At 57.3% G+C, this 22,527-nt stretch carries 22 protein-coding genes; 6 read left to right on the forward strand and 16 right to left on the reverse strand.

The genetic code is table 11. The annotated features are described in order from the left end of the window. Positions 1–737: 737 nt before the first annotated feature. Entirely contained in the window at positions 738–2,021 is a 1,284-nt protein-coding gene (locus C1Y43_RS04330) for a citrate synthase (RefSeq protein ID WP_021508542.1), read from the forward strand. A gap of 350 nt (positions 2,022–2,371) precedes the next feature. On the opposite strand, the gene nei is transcribed toward C1Y43_RS04330, so the two are convergent. The 11 genes from nei to C1Y43_RS04385 all read right to left on the reverse strand — a co-directional run bounded on the left by nei (position 2,372) and on the right by C1Y43_RS04385 (position 11,610). Continuing rightward, positions 2,372–3,160: an endonuclease VIII gene (gene nei, locus C1Y43_RS04335; RefSeq protein ID WP_058769449.1), complete on the reverse strand. Its 789-nt coding sequence runs from the start codon at positions 3,158–3,160 to the stop codon at positions 2,372–2,374. A 12-nt stretch (positions 3,161–3,172) separates the two neighbouring features. Further along, positions 3,173–3,820: a pyroglutamyl-peptidase I gene (pcp, locus tag C1Y43_RS04340; RefSeq protein ID WP_058775288.1), complete on the reverse strand. Its 648-nt coding sequence runs from the start codon at positions 3,818–3,820 to the stop codon at positions 3,173–3,175. Positions 3,821–3,827: 7 nt separating this feature from the next. Continuing rightward, positions 3,828–4,844, reverse strand: a complete 1,017-nt coding sequence (locus C1Y43_RS04345) for a DUF979 domain-containing protein (RefSeq protein WP_104187109.1) — start codon at positions 4,842–4,844, stop codon at positions 3,828–3,830. Further along, a complete protein-coding gene (locus C1Y43_RS04350) occupies positions 4,844–5,572 on the reverse strand; it encodes a DUF969 domain-containing protein (RefSeq protein WP_021508546.1) in 729 nt (242 codons plus the stop codon). The genes C1Y43_RS04345 and C1Y43_RS04350 overlap by 1 nt, the downstream gene beginning before the upstream one ends. Positions 5,573–5,629: 57 nt before the next feature. After that, complete coding sequence (pxpA, locus tag C1Y43_RS04355) at positions 5,630–6,367, reverse strand: 5-oxoprolinase subunit PxpA (RefSeq protein ID WP_104092698.1); 738 nt, start codon at positions 6,365–6,367, stop codon at positions 5,630–5,632. Beyond that, positions 6,351–7,289, reverse strand: a complete 939-nt coding sequence (gene pxpC / locus C1Y43_RS04360) for a 5-oxoprolinase subunit PxpC (protein WP_058757884.1) — start codon at positions 7,287–7,289, stop codon at positions 6,351–6,353. Before pxpC ends, pxpA begins: the two co-directional genes overlap by 17 nt. Then, positions 7,283–7,939 carry a 5-oxoprolinase subunit PxpB gene (gene pxpB / locus C1Y43_RS04365; protein WP_058757885.1) on the reverse strand — a complete coding sequence of 219 codons (657 nt, stop codon included), beginning with the start codon at positions 7,937–7,939 and terminating at the stop codon, positions 7,283–7,285. The genes pxpC and pxpB overlap by 7 nt, the downstream gene beginning before the upstream one ends. 160 nt (positions 7,940–8,099) lie before the next feature. Next, complete coding sequence (locus tag C1Y43_RS04370) at positions 8,100–8,843, reverse strand: type 2 GTP cyclohydrolase I (RefSeq protein WP_104187111.1); 744 nt, start codon at positions 8,841–8,843, stop codon at positions 8,100–8,102. An 18-nt stretch (positions 8,844–8,861) separates the two neighbouring features. Continuing rightward, on the reverse strand, positions 8,862–10,289 hold the full coding sequence (gene phrB / locus C1Y43_RS04375; protein WP_104187113.1) for a deoxyribodipyrimidine photo-lyase: 1,428 nt from the start codon (positions 10,287–10,289) through the stop codon (positions 8,862–8,864). A gap of 12 nt (positions 10,290–10,301) precedes the next feature. Beyond that, positions 10,302–11,258 (reverse strand): 2-thiouracil desulfurase family protein, encoded by a 957-nt coding sequence (locus C1Y43_RS04380; RefSeq protein ID WP_058757888.1) that lies wholly within the window; start codon positions 11,256–11,258, stop codon positions 10,302–10,304. A 151-nt stretch (positions 11,259–11,409) separates the two neighbouring features. After that, positions 11,410–11,610: a YbfA family protein gene (locus C1Y43_RS04385; protein WP_031279882.1), complete on the reverse strand. Its 201-nt coding sequence runs from the start codon at positions 11,608–11,610 to the stop codon at positions 11,410–11,412. A gap of 246 nt (positions 11,611–11,856) precedes the next feature. On the opposite strand from C1Y43_RS04385, the gene kdpE reads away from it, so the two are divergent. Then, complete coding sequence (gene kdpE / locus C1Y43_RS04390; RefSeq protein WP_021508554.1) at positions 11,857–12,531, forward strand: two-component system response regulator KdpE; 675 nt, start codon at positions 11,857–11,859, stop codon at positions 12,529–12,531. 42 nt (positions 12,532–12,573) lie between these two features. Here kdpE and pgm read toward each other — a convergent pair whose 3' ends face one another. Together pgm and seqA are read right to left on the reverse strand one after the other, a co-directional pair. After that, positions 12,574–14,214, reverse strand: a complete 1,641-nt coding sequence (gene pgm / locus C1Y43_RS04395; RefSeq protein WP_104187115.1) for a phosphoglucomutase (alpha-D-glucose-1,6-bisphosphate-dependent) — start codon at positions 14,212–14,214, stop codon at positions 12,574–12,576. Positions 14,215–14,239: 25 nt separating this feature from the next. Next, positions 14,240–14,779, reverse strand: a complete 540-nt coding sequence (gene seqA, locus C1Y43_RS04400) for a replication initiation negative regulator SeqA (RefSeq protein WP_010616121.1) — start codon at positions 14,777–14,779, stop codon at positions 14,240–14,242. A 248-nt stretch (positions 14,780–15,027) separates the two neighbouring features. On the opposite strand from seqA, the gene ybfF reads away from it, so the two are divergent. From ybfF to fur, 4 genes are all read left to right on the forward strand, one after another. Continuing rightward, entirely contained in the window at positions 15,028–15,792 is a 765-nt protein-coding gene (gene ybfF, locus C1Y43_RS04405; RefSeq protein WP_021508556.1) for an esterase, read from the forward strand. A 169-nt stretch (positions 15,793–15,961) separates the two neighbouring features. Continuing rightward, positions 15,962–16,237, forward strand: coding sequence for a LexA regulated protein (ybfE, locus tag C1Y43_RS04410; RefSeq protein ID WP_010616122.1), 276 nt, complete (start codon positions 15,962–15,964; stop codon positions 16,235–16,237). Between the two features lie 137 nt (positions 16,238–16,374). Further along, positions 16,375–16,905, forward strand: coding sequence for a flavodoxin FldA (gene fldA, locus C1Y43_RS04415; protein WP_021508557.1), 531 nt, complete (start codon positions 16,375–16,377; stop codon positions 16,903–16,905). A 352-nt stretch (positions 16,906–17,257) separates the two neighbouring features. Beyond that, positions 17,258–17,707: a ferric iron uptake transcriptional regulator gene (gene fur / locus C1Y43_RS04420; protein ID WP_021508558.1), complete on the forward strand. Its 450-nt coding sequence runs from the start codon at positions 17,258–17,260 to the stop codon at positions 17,705–17,707. Between the two features lie 61 nt (positions 17,708–17,768). Here fur and C1Y43_RS04425 read toward each other — a convergent pair whose 3' ends face one another. The 3 genes from C1Y43_RS04425 to nagE form a co-directional block, all read right to left on the reverse strand. Beyond that, positions 17,769–18,164, reverse strand: a complete 396-nt coding sequence (locus C1Y43_RS04425) for a hypothetical protein (RefSeq protein WP_021508559.1) — start codon at positions 18,162–18,164, stop codon at positions 17,769–17,771. A gap of 236 nt (positions 18,165–18,400) precedes the next feature. Next, a complete protein-coding gene (gene glnS, locus C1Y43_RS04430) occupies positions 18,401–20,068 on the reverse strand; it encodes a glutamine--tRNA ligase (RefSeq protein ID WP_058757889.1) in 1,668 nt (555 codons plus the stop codon). Between the two features lie 151 nt (positions 20,069–20,219). Then, positions 20,220–22,253, reverse strand: a complete 2,034-nt coding sequence (gene nagE / locus C1Y43_RS04435) for an N-acetylglucosamine-specific PTS transporter subunit IIBC (RefSeq protein WP_031279883.1) — start codon at positions 22,251–22,253, stop codon at positions 20,220–20,222. Positions 22,254–22,527 lie beyond the last annotated feature (274 nt).

Below are 22,527 nucleotides of genomic sequence, written 5' to 3' on the forward strand. Positions count from 1 at the left end.
GCTTCCTCCGGTCCTGAGTTACAGAAGAGCACAGTGCGTGTTCGGACTGCAACCGCCACCAAAATAGCAACATCCAGTGTTAAATGAAGCGGGTAAAACGCTGGGTGGCTCCTGGTGTCAGGGTATTCCGGAGACCTGGCGGCAGTATAGGAGGATCACATTCTGATTACAATTCCCCTACAATCTCTTTGGTCACATTTAAGCTGAACAGTGATCCGCCTCACGTATTTCACAATTTATACATTTTTAATTATCTGATTTGACAATAGATCAACATTTCAGTTACAAACGAACGCACTAAAACCCTATGATGCATAAAAGTTATGGGGATACACTTTCCCCTAAGCTCAAGTTATGTAACATTGCCTTTACGAGCAACACAAACCGTCAGGTTATTGGTTACCAAGAAGTTATGTCGTGACAGGATCTTTAACATCCACGATGTGCAGCGCGTCATGCCCGGACACCACCGATTGGCTTTACACATTTCGCTCCGTAACCTTGCAGCATGAACGTTACCGCTGAGTGATGCTGTGAAGATTCTGTTTTAGCCTAAGTCGTGCGGGTTGCAACAAGGCAGTAAGCGTGCAAATGATGGGCGTTTACGCAAGTAAATGACCGCACTGCGCGCGCGCAGCCAGTGTAGCGGCGGCCCGAAAATATGGCGGGTAAACGCAACATGATGACTGTTCTGGTGTCTAAGATCCTTACCTACTAAGGCGCTATGGAGACGAAAAATGACAGATAAAAAAGTGACGCTAACCCTACAAGATAACAACTCCGTGGAACTGGATGTGATGCAAGGCACGCTGGGACAGGATGTTGTTGATGTCCGCGCCCTTGGCTCAAAAGGCCTGTTCACCTTCGACCCCGGTTTTACCTCTACGGCGTCCTGCGAATCAAAAATTACCTTTATTGATGGTGATGAAGGGATTTTGTTACATCGCGGTTTCCCTATCGATCAGCTGGCTACCCACTCAAACTATCTGGAAGTGTGCTACATCCTGCTGAACGGCGAAGCCCCTACTCAGGCGCAGTACGACGAGTTCCGCACTACCGTAACCCGTCACACCATGATTCACGAGCAGATCACCCGCCTGTTCCACGGCTTCCGTCGTGATTCACACCCGATGGCAGTGATGTGCGGCGTGACCGGCGCGCTGGCCGCCTTCTATCACGATTCATTAGACGTGAATATTGAACGTCACCGTGAAATCGCCGCCTTCCGCCTGCTGTCAAAAATGCCGACCATGGCCGCGATGTGTTACAAATACTCCATCGGCCAGCCGTTTGTGTATCCACGTAACGACCTCTCCTATGCCGGTAACTTCCTGCACATGATGTTTGCTACACCGTGTGAAGAGTACAAAGTGAACCCGGTGCTGGAACGCGCCATGGACCGTATTCTGATCCTGCACGCTGACCACGAACAGAACGCATCAACCTCTACCGTGCGTACCGCCGGTTCTTCCGGTGCGAACCCGTTTGCCTGTATCGCCGCCGGTATCGCCTCGCTGTGGGGACCTGCGCACGGTGGTGCCAACGAAGCCACGCTGCGTATGCTGGAAGAGATCAGCACCGTGGATCACATCCCGGAATTCGTGCGTCGCGCCAAAGATAAGAACGATTCGTTCCGTCTGATGGGCTTCGGTCACCGTGTGTATAAGAACTATGACCCGCGTGCGACCGTGATGCGTGAAACCTGTCATGAAGTGCTGAACGAGCTGGGCATGAAGGACGACCTGCTGGAAGTGGCGATGGAGCTGGAGCACATCGCGCTGAACGACCCGTACTTTATCGAGCGCAAACTCTATCCGAACGTCGATTTCTATTCCGGCATCATTCTGAAAGCGATGGGCATTCCGTCATCAATGTTTACCGTGATCTTCGCGATGGCGCGTACCGTTGGCTGGATTGCCCACTGGAAAGAGATGCACGACGAAGGCATGAAGATTGCCCGTCCACGTCAGCTCTACACTGGTTACACCGAGCGCGAATTCAGCTCGGCGCTGAAAAAATAACAATCAGGGCGGGTTATCCCGCCCTTTTCTTTTTTAGTACACGGCGAATGTTTGGGGCGCATCGTGCCAAGCCCTGCCTGGCTAAGCCCCGTTTCAGGCGTCCTCGCGCCGCTGACGCGGTACCTTCACATCCTTCGTCAGTCTGACGGACCGCCGTAGACGGGACATCCTGTCCCGGCTACGGCTTTCGCCCGCATCCATGCGGTCTCATCCTGACTTCCTCATGCTGTTCAGCGCTGCGGATTGCCTGTCCCGGGGCTTAGCCAGTCAGTGCATTAGCTCTGGTGCAGTTTGCCGCAAGTCGATGCGGGGATGGCCTGTCCCGCGCCTCTTCTATTGATGACCAAAACTCAATGCTGACAGCCCGGACACCAGTAAAACGGTCGTGATGACAGTACGCCCTTCTCAATGACGGTGCCGCAGCGCCGGCACTTTTTGCCCTGGCGGTGAAACACCTCGAAACGAAACGCCGCCTCTTCGTGATACTTCTTCATGCTGCCACGCATCTGATAAGACAAACGCGGCACCGCCAGCATGGCGTGGCTCAACGCATCCAGCTGCTGGTCGCTCAAATCCTGTGCACGATGCTGCGCCAGCAAACCGGCGTGCCACAAAATCTCGACGCGCAGATAGTTGCCGAGCCCGGCGAGAAATGCCTGATCCAGCAGCAAACCGCTGAACTGGCGGCGACGAAAACGCGGCGACAGCAGTCGCTCGCGCACCTCTTCCACCGTCAGCGTAGCGTCCAGTACGTCCGGTCCGACGCGTTGCAAAAACGGATGCGCGCCGAGCGTATCTGCGTTCAGCAGCTCAATATCCGAAGCGCTATACAGCAAAATTGCCCGGTCGGCATTACCCAGCCGCACGCGCAGCTGGCGCGAAGTATTGGGTTCAGTCCCGCTCGGCACCACACGCCACACGCCGTACAGCTGATTATGGCTGTACAGCGTCAGTCCGTTAGAGAAATGCGTCAGCAGTGCCTTGCCGCGCGTTTCAAAGGCGTCGATGGTTTCCCCCATCAGCGCCGGTTCGTAGGTCTTCAGCGCCGGAAAAGCAAACCACACCTCGGTCAGAGGTTTGCCCACCATTGCCGCTGCAAGTTGATCCGCCGCGCGGCGGATCTCCGGTCCCTCTGGCATAACCGCTCCTGATTAATGGGTTGCGCCGCCCACTTCGCGAATGTCTTTCTCAGTGCTGAGAATCACCTGCAGCGACGTTTCCAGCGCCTGAATCACACTGGCGGTCGACATACTTGGTGCGCCAGGATGCTGCGCCGCCTGCTGCGGCATATAAGGAATATGCACGAAACCGCCGCGTGCTGCGCTGCCTGTGGTCTGCAGCCAGTGCAGCAGGTGATACATGACGTTATTGCAGGTAAACGTCCCGGCGGTTTGCGACACCGAAGCCGGAATCCCCACTTCGCGCAGTGCCGCGACCATCGCTTTGATCGGCAGCGTAGAGAAATAGGCCGCCGGTCCCCCGGCGACAATCGGCTGATCGACCGGCTGCTGCTGGTCGTTATCCGGAATGCGCGCATCGTTCACATTAATCGCCACGCGCTCTACGCTGATATCGCTGCGCCCGCCAGCCTGGCCGACGCACAGCACGCGGTGCGGCTGCAGCTCTTCCAGCGCGGCGGTCAGCACCTGGCCGCAGCGGGCGAATACCACCGGCAGCTGGCGCACCACAATCCGCGCGCCGCCGAACTCCCGACCATCAAAGCTGCGTACCGCTTCCCACGACGGATTAATGCGCTCGCCGCCAAACGGCTCGAACGCCGTCATTAACACCGTTTTCATCGCAACCTCACAGGAACATCAGGAAATAAAGCAGGAAAATATTTACTACTAACAGTAGCACACCGGTTGGCACCTGAGCCTTGATCACCGCGTTACGATCCGGCAGCTCCAGTAAACGTGCCGGAACAATATTGAAGTTAGCAGCCATCGGTGTCATCAGCGTGCCGCAGTAGCCGCAGAACATGCCGATCGCTGCCATCACCGCCGGATTGCCGCCGTGCTGCAGCACCAGAATCGGAATACCGATGCCGGCGGTGACAATCGGGAACGCCGCAAACGCATTGCCCATCACCATGGTCAGCAGCGCCATGCCCAGCGCATACACCGCGACCGCAATCAGCCGGTTATCCACCGCCAGATAGTGTTCGGTCAGATGCGAAATCGCCGTGCCGACGCCGGCGCTGGTAAACAGCAGGCCGAGCGTGGCGAGAATCTGTGGCAAAATAAACGCCCAGCCAACCGCATCCAGCAAACGCCGCGTCTCTTGCATCGACTGCAGCGGCTTCTCATGGGTAAACTTCAGCGCAATCAGCCAGCCCAGCACGCAGCCAATCATCATCGAAAACAGCGTGACCAGCGTCGAATGATTGCCCGGGCCAAATACCTTCTCCTGCAGACCGGGAATATGATTGAACGCCAGCACGCCAATCACCGTCACCAGCGGGATCGCCAGCGCCGGCAGGAACAGCTTATTGCCGAGACGCTGCGCGCTCTGCTGCTTCTGTTCATCGCTGCGCTGATGATAGCGACCGAGGCGCACGCCGCCGAACCCGGCAATCAGCGCCATGATCACCACCGCCGCGCCCACGGCAATATGCAACCAGCGACGTCCCAGCTCCGCATCACCGGCCCACTGCCCCATCAGTTGATAAGCACCGTCGCCAATCAGGAAAATCACACCGTACAGCGCCCAGAATAAACCGGTGGTAAAACGGCGCGGGTTGGCGCTATCGCGCCATGACAGCAGCGCGACAATCAGCAGGATCGCCCCGGCCAGCCACATCAGATACTGTTGCTGAAACATCACTCACCTCCTTTTGCGCGCAGCGCCTGCTGGTTGAGCGCGCCCAGCTCACGCGACAGCTGACGGTCGAGCCGCACCAGTCGCGCAGCATGAATCAGGAACGCACACAGCGCCGTCGGAATGCCCCACAGCGCGATGTGCAACGGTTCGGTGCTGATGCCCGCTGACTCCTGCATAAAGTTGTGCATAAAAATGATCGCGCCGAAGGCCACGAAAATGTCTTCACCGAAGAACAGCCCGACGTTATCGGTAGCCGCCGACATGGCGCGCAGCCGCTGACGAATCTCCGGTGATACGCTGCCGTAACGGTTTTCAGTGGCACCTTCGGCCATCGGCGCCAGCAGCGGACGCACCATCTGCGGATGCCCGCCCAGGCTGGTCAGCCCCAGCGCCGCAGTCAGCTCACGCACGAACAGATAGACGATCAGTAAACGGCCGGCGGTGGCGGTTTTGATCCGGGCGATCCACGTCTGCGCACGCTCTTTTAAACCGTGGCGCTCCAGCAATCCGATGACCGCCAGCGGTAACAGCAGGATCAGCGGCAGATTACGGGTATTGAGAAAGCCGGAACCCAGCTTCTCCAGAATATCGCCGAGCGGCATATGCGCCGCCAGCCCGGTGACAAAACCGGCAACAATCACCACCAGCACCGGGTTGAAGCGCAGCACAAAGCCAAGCACAATCGCGGCAATGCCAAGTAACGGCCAGAGATTGACCACGTTATCCATGTTTTCCCCTCGTCAGAAATAAAAAGCCCGGCAACAGGCCGGGCTAACAGTCAATGATCAGGCGCTGGTGACAGCAATCTGATTTGTCGCAAAAGCGGCGCGCAGGGTGCGGGCGAATTCCAGCGCATGGGCGCCATCGCCGTGCAGACAGACCGTCTGCGCATTCACCGCCACCCATTCGCCGCTGACGCTGCGCACCTGACGCTGCTGCACCATGGTGAGCGTCTGCGCCAGCGCCTGCTCAGCCTCTTCGATTAATGCCCCCGGCTGGCTGCGCGGCACCAGCGCGCCACTGGCCAGATAGCCGCGGTCAGCAAACACTTCTTCGCGCGTGCGCAGACCATGATGCGCGGCGGCGGCAATTGAGGCGCTGCCCGCCAGACCAACCAGAATCAGCGCCGGATCGACAGCTTTCACCGCGCGCGCAATCGCATCCGCCAGCACTGCATCTGACGCCGCCTGGTTATATAGCATGCCGTGCGGCTTCACGTGCACCAGCTTCGCCCCTTCACTTTCGGCAAGGCTTTTCAGGGCACCAATCTGGTAGATCACCTGCGCGTAGACGGTTTCCGGCGGCAGCTGCATGGCGGTCCGGCCAAAATTTTCCCGGTCGGGAAAGCTCGGATGCGCACCAATCGCCACGCCGTTGGCGCTGGCCCAGCGCACCGACTGCAGCATAGTTTCGGCATCGCCGGCATGGAAACCGCAGGCGATGTTGGCCGAGCTCACCAGTTCCAGCAGGGCCCGATCGCTGGCACTGCCTTCACCGAGGTCGGCGTTAAGATCGATCTTCATGAGCAAGCCCCCAGGCTATCTGATCAAGCGAACGTTGCTGCTGCTGTTTGGCCAGCAGCGCCTCCTCCAGCGTGCAGCGGATGAAGTGAATCGGTTCTCCCAGACGAATCTGCGCCAGCTGATAGAGATCGGCTTCGATGACGCAGGCAATACGCGGATAGCCGCCGGTGGTTTGCGCATCGGCCATCAGCACAATCGGCTGACCGTTCGGCGGCACCTGCACCACACCCGGCACCAGGCCGTGCGACAGCAGTTCACGTGCGACACTGCGCTGGAGCGGACTGCCCTGCAGCCGGTAGCCCATGCGGTTACTTTGCGGGCTGAGCTGCCACGGGTTACGCCAGAATGCGTCCTGCGCGTCGTGGGTAAATTCGTTGTACTCCGGCCCCGGCAGTGCGCGGATGCGGTTGCCCCACAGCAGCTGCCGTACGCCAGCCTGATGGCTGAAGCGGCGCGTCGGCTTGCCCAGCGGCAGCTGATCGCCATCCTGCAGTTTACGTCCCTGCCAGCCGCCAAAGGCCGCTTTGAGATCGGTGCTGTGCGAGCCCAGCATGGCGTCGATGGCAAAACCGCCGTTCACCGCCAGATAGCTGCGCATACCGCGCGTAGGCATGGACAGACTCAGCACCTGGCCTTTTTTCACCGGCAGACGCCAGCCGGTCCACACCGGCTGGCCATCCAGTTCGGCGCTGCAGCTGGCACCGGTCAGCGCAAACCAGCCGTCGCGACGAAACTCCGCTTTGAACTGGCCGAGCACAATTTCCAGCACCGCGCTGTTTTCGGCGTTGCCGACCAGCATATTGGCCGTGCGCATTGAAGGCTCATCCAGTGCGCCGCTCAGGCTGATACCGTATTGCCGCCAGCCGTGGCGGCCGCGATCCTGCACCGAGGTCATTAATCCGGCACGCAAAATGTTTAACATACGCCCTCCCGTTGTGGCACGAAGCGGACGCTGTCGCCGGGACGCAGCAGCGTCGGCGGCTGCTGTTGTGGATCGAACAGGCTGAGCGGCGTGTGGCCAATCAGCTGCCAGCCACCGGGCGCGGCCAGCGGATAGATGCCGGTCTGGCTGCCGCCAATGCCCACCGAACCGCCAGGCACCACCAGCCGGGGCTCGGCGCGACGCGGCGTGTGCAGCCGCTCATCCAGCCCGCCGAGATAAGGGAAACCCGGCTGAAAGCCAATGAAATAGACCACGTAATCCGCGCTGCTGTGCAGTTCCACCACCTGTTGCGAGGTCAGCTCCGCCGCACGGGCGACCTCCGCCAGATCCGGTCCACCCGCGCCGCCATACACCACCGGAATCTCAACCTGACGCGGCTCGGCCAGCAGCACCTCGCTCTCTTCCCACCAGCGCTGCAAACGCTCAATTGCATCCAGCGCTTTCAGCTGCGGATCGCGCAGCAGCAGCGTCAGGTTATTCATGCCCGGAATCACTTCCGCGATCTGCTCATTCTGCTGCAGCCGCTGGCACAATCCCCAGATGCGCTGCTGGCTGACGAGCGAAACCGGCGGTTCCAGCTCCAGTACCACCGCCCGCTCACCCAGCAGATAACAACGTGCTCGTTGCAAAACCCACCTCCCGGTCATTAATAAAACGCGCCGTGACCGCAGTGACGGCGCGCCTGAGGGCATTCGCTTATGCGAAAAGTCAATAAGTTATGCGAAAGTGAAGGAGATGTGTCAACTGATTTGCGCCCGGCACGTGTTTCCGGGCGCATAAGCGAGGCGGTCAGGCGGGGTTGTCGATGTCGATAAAAGTCACATCCAGACCATGCTGGCTGGCGAGCCACTCACCGAGCGCTTTAATGCCGCCGCGTTCGGTGGCGTGATGGCCGGCAGCAAAGAAATGCAGCCCCTGTTCACGGGCGCTGTGGATGGTCTGCTCAGAAACTTCACCGCTGATAAAGGCGTCAACGCCAAAGGCGCCGGCCGCATCGATAAAGCCCTGGCCGCCACCGCTGCACCATGCCACCCGGCGAATCAGCGCCGGAGCATTATCACCGCAGTGCAGCGGCTGGCGTCCAAGGCGCGCCGCGATTTTTTCCGCCAGCGCCGGACCGCTTAGCGGCTCAGCCAGCTCGCCCCAGGGCACCAGCGGCTGAATTTCACCTTTGACGTCGATATCAAACAGCGTGGCCAGCTGGGCGTTGTTGCCCAACTGTGGGTGAGCATCGAGCGGCAGGTGCCAGCCGTACAGGTTGATGTCATTGGCCAGCAGCGTGCGCAGACGCTGGCGCTTCATCCCTTTAATTACCGGCGCTTCGCTCTTCCAGAAGTAGCCATGGTGCACCAGTATCGCATCGGCGTGGCGTTTTACCGCCTCATCCAGCAGCGCCTGACAGGCCGTCACGCCGGTGATTACACGGCGCACCTGCTCACGCCCCTCAACCTGCAAACCGTTGGGCGCATAGTCGCTGAAGGCACTGGTGTTGAGTTGCTGATTGACGATCTGTTCTAACTCGAAATTGTTCATAACGGCTCCGTGACTGCCTCAGGCTGCGCTGCGCGCGCGCTCAAAGGCGTCTAGTGTCTTTTTACGTGCCGCCTTATGTTCCACGATTGGCGCCGGATAATCGAGTTTCTTGTTATTTTTCTCCGCCCAGGCGTGCGGCTGATGGATGGCGCTGTCCGGCACGTCTTGCAGCTCCGGCAGCCACCGGCGGATAAACTCGCCCTGCTTATCAAAGCGCTCGCCCTGGGTCGTCGGGTTGAAGATGCGGAAGTAAGGCGCAGCGTCGGTGCCGGTCGACGCGGCCCACTGCCAGCCACCGTTGTTAGCCGCCAGATCGCCGTCAATCAGCTGCTGCATGAAATAGCGTTCACCCTCGCGCCAGTCAATCAGCAGATCTTTCACCAGAAAGCTGGCGGTGATCATGCGTAACCGGTTGTGCATCCAGCCCAGCGTATTGAGCTGGCGCATCGCTGCGTCAACAATCGGATAACCGGTTTTGCCCTGCTGCCAGGCGGTAAGGTGTTGCTCATTCTGTTGCCAGCTGACGTTGCGCGTCCAGTCGACAAACGGCTGATGCTTACACAGCGCCGGAAAGGCCACCATCAGGTGACGATAAAATTCGCGCCAGACCAGTTCATTCAGCCACACCAGCGCGCTGCCATTGTTCAGCGCCTGCGGATGCTCCTTCAGAATGCGATGCAGGCACTGACGCGGCGACAGCACACCAATCGCCAGATATGGCGACAGGCGGCTGGTACCGTCAATCGCCGGTATGTCGCGCTGCTGGTCATATTTTTCCACCCGCTGCTGGGCAAAATGGCGCAGCTGCTTTAGCGCCGCCTCTTCTCCGGCGGGAAACCAGGTTTCGTCGAATTCTTCCACAGGATAATCGAATGCCGCTATTTTTTTGCCGGCGGCCACGGGTGCCCCGGCGCGCGCTTTTGGTGCGTGATGGCACTCTGGCAGCCCCTGTTGCAGACGCCGGATAAACGCTTTGCTGAACGGCGTGAACACTTTGAACATGCTGTTGCTGCCGGTCTGTACGCTGCCCGGCGGTAACAGCAGGCTGTCATCGAATCCCTGGCACACTACGCCCTGCTGATCGAGCTGCTTCTCAACCGCAGCATCGCGCTGGCGCTCATTGATTTCATACTGATAGTTGTAAAACAGCGCATCCACCTTGTGCTGCTGGCAGAAGGTCGCCAGATAGTCGATCGACGCGGCGAAGTCATCGCACTGATGATAGTGCAGCTTGATACCGCGTTCTGCCAGCGACTGCTGCAGCAGGCACAGGTTTTGATAGATAAAAGCCGCCTGTTTGGGGGCCATGCTGTGTTGCTGCCACTGGCCGGGCGTGGCGATGAACAGCGCCAGCACCTCGGCCTGACTGTCGCGGCAGGCCGCGGCCAGTGCGCTGTTATCATTAATGCGCAAATCGTTACGCAGCCAGACTAAGTGAGTGCTCATAACGCTCCGTGTTTACTGGCCGTAGCGCAGACGCAGCGCTTCCGGGTAGGGATCGAAATAACGCTGCTGCGCCAGCCACGGGTGCGGGAACTCTGCCATGTAATGTTTCAGCATGGTGATGGGGGCCAGCAACGGCTGCACACCGCGACGGTAGCGGTCAATCAGCTGCGCCAGCTCCTGACGCTGCGGTGAACTCAGCTTCGGCCGGAAATACCCCTGTACATGCATCAGCACATTGGTGTGATTACGGCGCGACGCCTGGTGCGACATCAGGTGCATCAGACGATTACGGTATTCGAAGGCGTACGCATCCAGTGACTCCCACTGTTCCATCGCCGCGACAAACCGTCCCATCTCGCGGTACTCATCCTGCGCATGCGACAGCAGCAGTAATTTGTAGCGACTGTGGAAGGCAATCAGCTTATGGCGCGTCAGCCCGCTGCGCCACATTTCGTTGAACTCATGCAGCGCATAGACGCGCCCCATAAAGTTTTCGCGGATCGCATCATCGTGCAGGCGTCCATCCTCTTCCAGCGGCAGCCACGGCAGCTCTTTTTGCAGGAACGAGGTGAACACGCCGGTGCCGGCTTTGCGATTGTTGTTAGTGTCAGGCTCGTAGACGCGCACGCGCTCCAGTCCGCAGCTCGGCGATTTGGCACACAGGATGTAGCCGCACAGATGGTGCAGCGATTTAACGCGCTCCGCAGACCAGCGGGCCATGTCGTCGGTCAGCTCTTCCCCGCCGTCTTTACTGAAACACAGGTGGATCTGATCGTCGCTCTGTTTGACCAGCCGCAGCGCCGGGCGCGGCGTCGGCAGACCGATGGCCATTTCCGGGCAGACAGGTTCGAAGCGCACAAATGGCGCGAGCTCGTCAGTTGCAAAGGCAAAACGCTTGTGGCCGCCATCGAATCGGACGCTATCCCCGAGCAGGCAGGCACTGATACCTACAGGAATTTTCTCGCTCATACTTGTACAACCTCCAAAATCTTGTAGAGGTTTAAGTGTAGCTGAAATGCCGCGAGATAACAGCGGGACAATGCGTCTGTCGCACCACTTTAAGATAAAAAAACCCGGTGCCTCGAGCGAGGTCACCGGGTTATCACCGCGAAGCCGGGGGTTACCAGTAGATACCGCCTGCCGCTTCTGATTGCGCCAGCCAGACCGGTTTAGTACTGGTTTTGCACCACATGCGGTGCAGATAACTGTAGAAGCGCGCGCGATCCTGGCGGAACAGCATCACTGGCAGCGCCAGTACGCCAATCAATACCACCAGCACACGGCGCAGCACAATTTTGGCGAGTGGATATGCCTGATACATCAATGCCTCCTCGTGGTAAATTTTGCTATGAAATGTGATCTGCCTCAGATATTACGCCTGGTTGTGTAATTTTACTACTCATCCGACCACTATTTTGATCTTTTTTCAGTCATTTCCTGGCCGGAATGAAAGGAAGTTACATTTTTGTAAAATTTCGGATCACGGCGAGTTACTGAGATCGTGACGGACGCCGTCGCGGTTTATTGTTAAAGTAACGCGTTAACCTTATTTGCCGCAGGAGTCAGCGTGACGACCATCTTGATTGTCGAAGATGAAAAGGAGATTCGCCGTTTCGTGCGCCTGGCGCTGGAGAGCGAAGGCCTGAAGATTGTGGAAGCGGAGCAGCTGCAGCGCGGCCTGATTGAAGCGGCTACGCGCAAACCGGATTTGGTGATTCTCGATCTCGGTTTACCGGACGGCGATGGCAATGCCTTCATCCGCGAAGTGCGACAGTGGAGCAGCATGCCGGTGATTGTGCTGTCAGCGCGCAGCGATGAGCAGGATAAAATAGAGGCGCTGGATGCCGGCGCTGACGACTATCTCACCAAGCCGTTTGGTATCGGCGAACTGCTAGCGCGCGTGCGCGTGGCGCTGCGTCGTCATCAGCGCAGCCAGCCGGAACCGCTGGTGCAGTTTGGCGAAGTGAGCGTCGATCTCGCCGCGCGACGCGTGCTGCGCAGCGGTGAAGAGGTACATCTGACACCGACCGAATTTCGCCTGCTCAGCCTGCTGCTGAATAACGCCGGCAAAGTGCTGACCCAGCGCCAGTTGCTTAACCAGGTGTGGGGGCCCAACGCCGTGGAACACAGCCATTACCTGCGCATCTATATGGGACACCTGCGGCAAAAGCTGGAAGCCAACCCCACCCAGCCGACGCACCTGCTGACAGAAACCGGCATCGGCTATCGCTTCATGCCATAAAAAAAGGCCGCAAACGCGGCCTTCTTCATACAGGATGCCCTGTCAGGCGTTTTTCAGCACTTCGCTGACAATTTCTACCGCTTCTTTCTCGATCTGCTGGCGATGCTCAGCGCCGAGGAAGCTTTCACAATAGATTTTGTAGGCGTCTTCCGTGCCGGACGGACGTGCCGCGAACCAGCCGTTTTCTGTCATCACTTTCAGACCACCAATCGAGGCGCCGTTGCCCGGTGCCGCGGTCAGACGTGCGGTGATCGGGTCGCCCGCCAGCGTATCGGCGCTGACCATTTCAGGTGACAGCTTCGACAGTGCCGCTTTCTGCGCAGAAGTGGCAGGTGCCTGCAGACGGTTGTAGCTTGGCGCACCAAAACGCGCGGCCAGCTCATCATAGTGCTGCTGCGGGTTCTTACCGGTAACCGCAGTGATTTCCGCCGCCAGCAGACACAGGATGATGCCGTCTTTGTCTGTTGACCAGGCGGAGCCGTCGAAACGCAGGAACGAGGCGCCGGCGCTCTCTTCGCCGCCAAAGCCAAAGCTGCCGTCGAACAGACCATCCACGAACCATTTGAAGCCGACCGGGACTTCCACCAGCTTGCGACCAATGTCGTTCACCACGCGGTCAATCATCGCGCTGGAAACCAGCGTTTTACCAACGGCCACCTCTTTGCCCCAATGCGGACGGTGCTGGAACAGGTAGTTGATCGCTACCGCCAGATAGTGGTTCGGGTTCATCAGACCGGCGGGCGTGACGATACCGTGACGGTCGTAATCCGGATCGTTACCGAAGGCCAGATCAAACTTATCTTTATACGCCAGCAGACCGGCCATCGCGCACTCGGACGAACAGTCCATGCGCACCACGCCATCTTTATCCAGATGCATGAAGCGGAACGTCTGGTCGATGGCATCATTAACGATGGTCAGATCCAGCTGGTAGTGCTCAGCAATGCGCTGCCAGTAGGCCATGCCGGAACCGCCGAGCGGATCGACACCGATTTTCAGGCCGGCTTTCTGGATTGCCGGGAAGTCAATCACCTGCGCCAGACCTTCAACGTATGGCTGGATCAGATCCTGCTCAACGATGTGGCCACTGGCCCACGCCTGATCCAGCGCCAGACGCTTAACCTCTTTCAGCTCACCTTTGATCAGCTGATTCGCGCGGTCTTCCACCACTTTGGTGACGTTGGTGTCAGCCGGTCCACCGTTCGGCGGATTGTACTTGATGCCACCGTCTTCTGGCGGGTTATGCGACGGGGTAATCACGATACCGTCCGCCTGCGCGCCGCCGCGCTTGTTGTGCTCCAGAATGGCGTTGGAGATCGCCGGCGTCGGCGTATAGCCGTTGTCCTGCTGCACAATCACATCAACGCCGTTGGCGGCCAGCACTTCCAGCACTGACAGGATCGCCGGCTCAGACAGCGCATGGGTGTCTTTACCTACGTAGCACGGGCCGGTGATGCCGTTCTTTTTACGCTCTTCAGCGATCGCCTGCGCAATCGCCAGAATGTGTACTTCGTTGAAGCTATGACGTCCCGCGCTGCCGCGGTGGCCGGAGGTGCCAAATTTCACCGCATGGTCCGGGTTCGCCGCATCCGGCTTCAGGACGTAGTACTGCGAGGTTAATTGTGCAACGTTAATCAAATCGCTCTGCTGGGCAGGTTGCCCGGCACGGGGGTGATTGGCCATTGGCGCTTCTCCCTGACGCTTCGGTTTAAATGGTGCCGCAAACTTTCTCTGCCAGTTCCTGCGGGAACTGCATGGCAAGCATGATGTGTTCCACCATGCTGCATTTACGACCTGTATTGGTATTGGTGATCACCCAGTACGGCGTGCCGGGCACGTGCTTCGGCTTAGTATGGGTGCCATTTTGCAGCAGCGTGTGCTCGTCGCCCGCAAAGTAAACGCGGGTGCGGCCCTGCAGCGAGGCAGTGGCATCAGCAAAGGCTGCCGGATCAAGACGATAAAGCGTTGACAGGATCAGCATGAAGCGATTAACCGCCTTCTTCTGCTCCGCATACTCGTCAGACAGCAGCAGCTCACGCACGGCGCGCACGCGATCCTGAGGTCGCGCTTCGCTGCGTGCAGCCGGTGCTTCTTTTACCGCCGCATTCGCCGCTGGCGCAGCGGATGCGCTCTGGCCGGCAGTGAATTTCAGCATACGGCGCAAAATGTCCGAGGCGCTTTCACCAATGTGCTGCGTGTGGCTGGCAATATAACGGTAGAGTTCTTCGTCAACTTCAATCGTTTTCATCTTTTTCCGTGCGATTCTGGCAAATGGCAGAACCACGCTACTTTGCAAAGGCCTTAACAAAATCCGGTCGTGCAAAATGTGAGCGGGCTCTAACATAAGGATTATAAAGTTAAATCCGCGACAGCCGGTAGCGCTGGCATCGTTTACGGGCAAAAGTCGGAATATGCCCTAATGCCTGACCGCCTGGCGCCGGGACAGGTGAATCCATGATACCCTAAGCCCAGGTCTCAACCGAAAGAACTTTAGCCATGATTTTGAACGCCCGTCTGCAAACTGAACAATCTGCCCCTGATGCCCAGCCCATTCTGTTAATTCATGGCCTGTTTGGTAGCCTGGATAACCTCGGCGTACTGGCGCGCGGCGTGCGCGATGCACGGCCCACGCTGCAGGTGGATGTCCGTAACCACGGCCTGTCACCGCGCAGCGAAGAGATGCACTACGCTGCGCTGGCGCAGGATATGGTCGACACGCTGGATGCGCACCACATCGAACGGGTCGATGTTATCGGCCACTCAATGGGCGGCAAAATTGCCATGGCGCTGAGCGCCGTTGCGCCCGAACGGATTGGCAAAATGGTACTGATTGATATCGCGCCGGTGGATTACCAGACGCGACGCCACGATGAGATCTTCGCGGCAATCCGCGCGGTCAGTGCAGCTGGCGTCACGCGCCGCAGCGCTGCAGCCGACGTGATGCGTGAACACGTGCGCGAAGAAGGCGTGATTCAGTTCATTCTGAAATCTTTCCATGAAGGCGAATGGCGCTTTAACGTGCCGGTATTATGGGACAATTATCCGGTGCTCTCCGGCTGGCAGGAGGTACCCGCGTGGCCTCATCCGGCGCTGTTTATTCGCGGCGGTGATTCACCCTATCTGGACAATCAGCACCGTGATGCGCTGCTGCGCCAGTTCCCGCAGGCGCAGGCGCACATTATCAGCGGTGCCGGCCACTGGGTGCATGCCGAAAAACCCGATGCCGTACTGCGCGCGGTGCGCCGCTTTTTTAACCTGTAAAAGCAAAAGCTTGCTACGGGCGGTTTAGGGTTGGCGTCGCGCCGGGCGCTGGAGTATGATGTCGCGCTAAAAATTTGCCGCGGATGCTTTTTTCGCCGCGGTCGGGCCGATAAATGTTTAAATCGCGCAGCGCCTTTCCGCCGTTCGCGCCCACGCAGTTTCACAAACCATGGCAAAAGAACAGACAGATCGTACCACGCTCGATCTCTTCGCAGACGAGCGGCGTCCCGGTCGCCCTAAAACCAGTCCGCTGTCGCGTGATGAGCAGCTGCGCATTAATAAGCGCAACCAGCTGAAGCGCGACCGGGTGCGCGGCCTGCGCCGCGTTGAGCTGAAAATGTCCAGCGAAGCGGTCGACGCGCTTAATACGCTGGCCGAGCAGCAGAACATCAGCCGCAGTGAACTGATTGAACAAATGCTGCTGGCGCAGCTCAAACTGGCGTAACGTGCGCAGACCGCACGCTGGAACACAAACTCAGCGCTTTACACATTCCGCGCTTTTCGCCGGTCTGCTATCATTCGCATAACTGTGTCGTCTTCTGACTTACTTTCACAATCAGGATTTAAGAGGTTACTCACTCCATGGCAATCGTAGGCATTTTCTTCGGCAGCGATACCGGCAACACTGAAAACATTGCAAAAATGATCCAGAAACAACTGGGTAAAGATGTCGCCGAAGTGCATGACATTGCTAAGAGCACCAAAGAAGATCTCGAAGCATTCGATATTCTGCTGCTGGGTATTCCGACCTGGTACTACGGTGAAGCCCAGTGCGACTGGGATGACTTCTTCCCGACGCTGGAAGAGATTGATTTCAACGGTAAGCTGGTAGCGCTGTTTGGCTGCGGCGATCAGGAAGATTATGCCGAGTACTTCTGTGACGCGATGGGCACCATTCGCGACATCATTGAGCCAAACGGCGCAGTGATTGTGGGCCACTGGCCAACCGAAGGTTACCACTTCGAAGCCTCTAAAGGACTGGCAGACGACAAACACTTCCTCGGCCTCGCCATCGATGAAGATCGTCAGCCTGAACTGACTAACGAGCGCGTCGACAAATGGGTTAAGCAGATCTTTGACGAGCTGCAGCTGCAGGCGATCATCGAAGCCTGATGCTTTCCTGTCCGATGTGGGCGCTGGCTCACATCGGGCAATGGAATTACCTATAAAAATAATAGCTACGGTTTTTTAACTTTTTCCCTCAATTCTGTAGAATACCCGCAACGGTCATCTGCTTATTCCTCGGGCATCAGACTGAGACTGCGCGAAAAGGAACATCGATCTGCACGATCCCGCTGAGGTTCACGACATTTCTCCTTACAGCATCCGGGGAATTGTCCGCCGCAGCCGGTTTTCATTTCGCAGGCTGAGCTCTATAATGAGACGCAAATGAGAATGCGCGTTGACCACACATTCAAGGCCTTTGCGCCGTAAGTGACTAGCAAAGTAACAGGACAATATCCGCATGACTGACAACAACTCCGCATTGAAAAAGGCTGGCCTGAAAGTCACGCTGCCCAGACTGAAGATTCTGGAAGTGCTTCAGGGACCCGGACCCGAGTCCCATCATGTCAGTGCGGAAGATTTGTACAAACGCCTGATCGACATGGGCGAAGAGATTGGTCTGGCGACGGTATACCGTGTTCTGAACCAGTTTGACGACGCCGGCATCGTGACGCGTCATAACTTCGAAGGCGGGAAATCCGTATTCGAACTGACCCAGCAGCATCATCATGATCACCTGATTTGCCTCGACTGCGGCAAAGTGATCGAGTTTAGCGATGAATCTATCGAAACGCGTCAGCGTGAGATTGCAACACGCCACGGTATCAAACTCAGCAACCACAGCCTGTATCTGTACGGCCACTGTGCGCTGGGAGACTGCCGCGAAGACGAGACGCTCCACGATCAGTAATTGAATATGCTATGCAGTATAAAAAAACCGGTGCCAGGCACCGGTTTTTTTATGGCTGCGTTCAGGCGACCAGCGTTTCCTGCAAATAGCGCCAGCGCGGAACCGGCGTGCTGCAGTCCAGCACCGCCAGCGAAATGCGGGTCTGGTTGTTGCCGTTAAGCATTTGCAGTTCGTGATACTGAATGGTCACTTCCTGCTGCTGCTGGGAAATGATGGCATGCTCACTGGTGGCGATTCGCATCCCTTCCCGCTGCCCGTGCAGTTTGCGAAACAGGGTTTCAGTGTCATTGAGATCGAGCTGTTTGCCTTGCGGCGTCACCATTTTGAAGTCGGGATGAAAGTGCGACAGCAGCAGATCCATACTGTCATCGCTGCCTTCGGCCTGATTAAAAATACGTTCGATAAGCTGATGTAAAACCACCACGCTATGTTTGGCTTCCAGAGCGAGACTTGTCATTTTTCTTCCTTCGCTAACCCGCACAGCAACATTTAAGAGCGCATAGCCTACCTGAAAATAACGATTTCACACGGGTAAATTAGTTAATTTTATTAAAGTCAGATTAGTCGTAATCGCGCGTGATTACTGTTTTTTGTCTGGTTCAGCATAATCGATTCCCGTTTGCAGATAACGGGCAATAAAAAAGGGCGATTGCTCGCCCTTTGCTGATCATATCGTGCTATCAAGCAGTAAAATTATTCGCCGATTTTTGCCCAGGTATCACGCAGACCCACGGTGCGGTTGAACACCAGTTTCGACGGCTGCGAGTACACGCTGTCAGCGCAGAAGTAACCTTCGCGCTCAAACTGATACGGTGCCAGCGCGCTGGCGGCACGCAGACCCGGCTCAACGAAGCCCTGTTTGATCTCCAGCGAGTTCGGGTTGATGGTGGTGAGGAAATCCTCGGCCGCGCCCGGGTTTGGCACGCTGAACAGACGATCGTACAGGCGGAATTCGGCAGGCAGCGCGTGAATCGCCGATACCCAATGGATAACGCCTTTCACCTTGCGGCCATCGGCCGGATCTTTGCTCAGGGTGTCGACATCGCAGGTAGCGTAGATGCAGGTGATGTTGCCGGCTTCATCTTTCGCCACGCGCTCGGCACGAATGACATAAGCGTTGCGCAGACGAACTTCTTTACCCAGCACAAGACGTTTGTACTGCTTGTTGGCCTCTTCACGGAAGTCGGCGCGATCGATCCACACCTCACGGCTGAACGGCACCTCACGCGTGCCCATCTCCGGTTTGTTCGGGTGGTTCGGCATGCTGATGATTTCTTCATGCCCGGCCGGCAGGTTCTCGATCACCACTTTCAGCGGATCCAGCACCGCCATAGCGCGCGGCGCGTTCTCGTTGAGGTCGTCACGAATGCACGACTCCAGCGACGCCATCTCAACAATGTTGTCCTGCTTGGTCACACCGATACGGCGGCAGAATTCGCGGATTGACGCCGCGCTATAGCCACGACGGCGCAGACCGGATACGGTCAGCATGCGCGGATCGTCCCAGCCTTCAACAATCTTCTCGCTCACCAGCTGCGTCAGCTTACGCTTCGACATCACCGCATATTCCAGATTCAGGCGCGAAAACTCGTACTGACGCGGATGCACCGGAATAGTGATGTTATCCAGCACCCAGTCGTAGAGACGACGGTTGTCCTGAAACTCCAGCGTACACAGGGAATGGGTGATGCCTTCCAGCGCATCGGAGATGCAGTGGGTAAAGTCGTACATCGGATAGATGCACCACTTGTTGCCGGTCTGGTGGTGTTCGGCAAATTTAATGCGGTACAGCACCGGATCGCGCATCACAATAAAGCTGGATGCCATGTCGATTTTGGCACGCAGACAGGCTTTGCCCTCTTCGAAGCCGCCATCACGCATCTTCTGGAACAGCGCCAGGTTCTCTTCCACGCTGCGATCGCGATACGGGCTGTTTTTGCCCGGCGCGGTTAGCGTGCCGCGGTATTCACGGATCTGCTCTGGCGAAAGCTCATCAACGTAGGCCAGGCCTTTGTTGATCAGCTCAACCGCGTAGTTGAACAGTTGGTCAAAGTAGTCAGAGGAATAACGAATGTTGCCGCTCCACTCAAAGCCCAGCCATTGCACATCATTCTTGATCGATTCAACGAACTCCATATCCTCTTTGACCGGATTGGTGTCGTCGAAACGCAGGTTGCACTGCCCCTGATAATCTTGTGCGATACCAAAGTTCAGGCAGATCGATTTTGCATGGCCAATATGCAGGTAACCATTGGGCTCAGGCGGGAAACGGGTATGCACACTGTTGTGCTTACCGCTCGCCAAATCTTCGTCGATGATCTGACGAATAAAGTTCGTTGGGCGGGCTTCAGCCTCACTCATCTCAAAATCCTCAAAACAATAGCGGGTGATTTGTACCACGAAGTAACGGAGTATGATCCACAAAGCGCTGAAGGGAAACAACCGTTTGTTGGTCGTTTTAAAACAAAAAAGGCAGGAATTGCTTCCTGCCTTCAGTGACGATCAAAACGTGTTAATTTTTCACTTCATACAGCGGCGTAACGCCTGCCACCACGGTACCGCCTGCCAGCAGATTCAGACCAGCGAAATCATCGCTGTTGCTGACCACCACCGGGCTGATCATCGAACGCGCATTGGCGTTGAGGAAGTCCAGATCCATTTCGAGGATCGGCTGACCCGCTGTGACGGTTGCGCCCTCTTCCACCAGACGGGTAAACCCTTTACCTTCCAGCGCGACGGTATCGAGACCCATGTGCACGACAATCTCGACGCCATTTTCGGCTTCAAGGCAGAATGCATGGTTGGTGTTGAAGATTTTCACCACGGTGCCCGCCACCGGCGCGACGACAGTTTTATCGCTCGGTTTGATCGCCAGACCATCGCCTACCGCTTTGCTGGCGAAGGCTTCATCCGGCACGTTTTCCAGCGCCACCACTTCGCCACTGACCGGTGCCAGCAGCGTTGCAATCACCTTTTTCTCGCTGTTGCGCACGGCCTGGGGCTGAGCAGCCGCAGGCGCGGCGGTGGTTGCCGCAGCAGGTGCCGCTGCGCCGGCTACCGGACCTTTGCTCAGTACGGTTTTCATCGCGGTCGCAATGCTTTCGGCCTGCGTACCAACAATGATCTGCACGCTCTGCTTGTTAAGGCGGATCACGCCAGAAGCACCGAGGCGTTTAGCCACGCTTTCATTCACCTGCGCAGAGTCTTTCACATTCAGACGCAGACGGGTGATGCAGGCGTCGATGTTGGTCAGGTTGTCAGAACCGCCTATCGCACCGATATAGCGACGCGCCAGTGATTCGGTTTCGCTCTCACCGTTGCTGCTGTGATCAACGTTGACGTCGTAGCCATCTGTCTCATCACCGGCAGCCAGCTCGCGGCCCGGCGTCAGCAGGTTGAATTTCTGAATGGTGAAGCGGAACACCACATAGTAGATGACGAAGAACACCAGACCCTGCGGGATCAGCATCCACCAGTGCACAGCCAGCGGGTTACGCGTCGACAGCACCATGTCCACCAGACCGGCACTGAAACCGAAACCGGCAATCCAGTGCATGCTGGCAGCAATGAAGACCGAAATACCGGTCAGCACGGCATGGATGACATACAGCACCGGTGCCACGAACATGAAGGAGAATTCCAGTGGCTCGGTGATGCCGGTGAAGAAGGCGGCGAATGCCGCTGCCAGCATGATACCACCGACTTTCGCGCGGTTTTCCGGACGTGAGCAGTGATAGATTGCCAGCGCCGCACCCGGCAGACCGAACATCATGATCGGGAAGAAGCCCGCCTGATAGCGACCGGTGATACCCGGGATGCCGGTACCGTTGGCGATAGACTGCGCGCCGCCAAGGAATTTCGGAATGTCGTTGATACCCGCCACGTCGAACCAGAACACCGAGTTCAGCGCGTGGTGCAGGCCAACCGGAATCAGCAGACGGTTAAAGAAGGCGTACACGCCCGCACCGACCGAGCCCAGTTTCTGGATGTGCTCACCAAAGCTCACCAGACCGCCGAAAATAATCGGCCAGACGTACATCAGGATAAAGGCGACCACAATCATCAGGAAGGAGACCAGGATCGGCACCAGACGGCGACCGCTGAAGAACGACAGCGCCTTGGGCAGCTCAACGTGGCTGAAGCGGTTGTACACTTCCGCCGAGAGAATACCCACCAGGATGCCGACAAACTGGTTATTGATTTTACCGAAGGCGGCAGGAACCTGCTCCACCGGCATTTTCTGAATCATGGCCACCGCGGCGGGTGAACATAGGGTAGTAACCACGAGGAAACCTACAAAGCCGGTTAATGCCGCTGCACCGTCTTTATCTTTTGACATGCCGTAAGCCACACCGATGGCGAACAGCACGGACATGTTGTCGATGATGGCAGAACCCGATTTGATCAGCAGTGCTGCCAGCGCATTGCCTGCGCCCCAGCTGTCCGGATCGATCCAGTAACCTACCCCCATCAGGATTGCCGCTGCCGGCAGGGTCGCTACCGGCACCATAAGCGCGCGGCCGACCTTTTGCAGATATCCTAAAATACTCACCTTATTCTCCCCCTATGAGACTGGCGTTTTGCCGTGATGCGGGTTGATTTTATTATCCCGGCACCCGGTACCTTGATGACACACTTCACCACGAGGCGCAGTGTAAAGATAAATTAATTCGCCTCGCAAATTAAAACCAGTGTAACTGTGACTTTAATCACCAAAATGGACGTTTTTCACTGCGAAATGCTAGCCACCACCACAAACTTATTTTATGATGAAAAATATCAGGTCGCACTTTTCCAACGCCGCGAGCGCGCAAACGGGT

The sequence above is a fragment of the Pantoea sp. ICBG 828 genome (assembly GCF_002928355.1).
GTDB classification, from domain to species: Bacteria; Pseudomonadota; Gammaproteobacteria; order Enterobacterales; family Enterobacteriaceae; genus Pantoea; species Pantoea dispersa.

Coding starts and splice junctions, on each gene's coding strand:
- C1Y43_RS04330 (WP_021508542.1), top strand. CDS start 738: ATGACAGATAAAAAAGTGACGCTAACCCTACAAGATAACAACTCCGTG.
- nei (WP_058769449.1), bottom strand. CDS start 3,160: ATGCCAGAGGGACCGGAGATCCGCCGCGCGGCGGATCAACTTGCAGCG.
- pcp (WP_058775288.1), bottom strand. CDS start 3,820: ATGAAAACGGTGTTAATGACGGCGTTCGAGCCGTTTGGCGGCGAGCGC.
- C1Y43_RS04345 (WP_104187109.1), bottom strand. CDS start 4,844: ATGTTTCAGCAACAGTATCTGATGTGGCTGGCCGGGGCGATCCTGCTG.
- C1Y43_RS04350 (WP_021508546.1), bottom strand. CDS start 5,572: ATGGATAACGTGGTCAATCTCTGGCCGTTACTTGGCATTGCCGCGATT.
- pxpA (WP_104092698.1), bottom strand. CDS start 6,367: ATGAAGATCGATCTTAACGCCGACCTCGGTGAAGGCAGTGCCAGCGAT.
- pxpC (WP_058757884.1), bottom strand. CDS start 7,289: ATGTTAAACATTTTGCGTGCCGGATTAATGACCTCGGTGCAGGATCGC.
- C1Y43_RS04370 (WP_104187111.1), bottom strand. CDS start 8,843: ATGAACAATTTCGAGTTAGAACAGATCGTCAATCAGCAACTCAACACC.
- phrB (WP_104187113.1), bottom strand. CDS start 10,289: ATGAGCACTCACTTAGTCTGGCTGCGTAACGATTTGCGCATTAATGAT.
- C1Y43_RS04380 (WP_058757888.1), bottom strand. CDS start 11,258: ATGAGCGAGAAAATTCCTGTAGGTATCAGTGCCTGCCTGCTCGGGGAT.
- C1Y43_RS04385 (WP_031279882.1), bottom strand. CDS start 11,610: ATGTATCAGGCATATCCACTCGCCAAAATTGTGCTGCGCCGTGTGCTG.
- pgm (WP_104187115.1), bottom strand. CDS start 14,214: ATGGCCAATCACCCCCGTGCCGGGCAACCTGCCCAGCAGAGCGATTTG.
- seqA (WP_010616121.1), bottom strand. CDS start 14,779: ATGAAAACGATTGAAGTTGACGAAGAACTCTACCGTTATATTGCCAGC.
- ybfF (WP_021508556.1), top strand. CDS start 15,028: ATGATTTTGAACGCCCGTCTGCAAACTGAACAATCTGCCCCTGATGCC.
- ybfE (WP_010616122.1), top strand. CDS start 15,962: ATGGCAAAAGAACAGACAGATCGTACCACGCTCGATCTCTTCGCAGAC.
- fldA (WP_021508557.1), top strand. CDS start 16,375: ATGGCAATCGTAGGCATTTTCTTCGGCAGCGATACCGGCAACACTGAA.
- fur (WP_021508558.1), top strand. CDS start 17,258: ATGACTGACAACAACTCCGCATTGAAAAAGGCTGGCCTGAAAGTCACG.
- C1Y43_RS04425 (WP_021508559.1), bottom strand. CDS start 18,164: ATGACAAGTCTCGCTCTGGAAGCCAAACATAGCGTGGTGGTTTTACAT.
- glnS (WP_058757889.1), bottom strand. CDS start 20,068: ATGAGTGAGGCTGAAGCCCGCCCAACGAACTTTATTCGTCAGATCATC.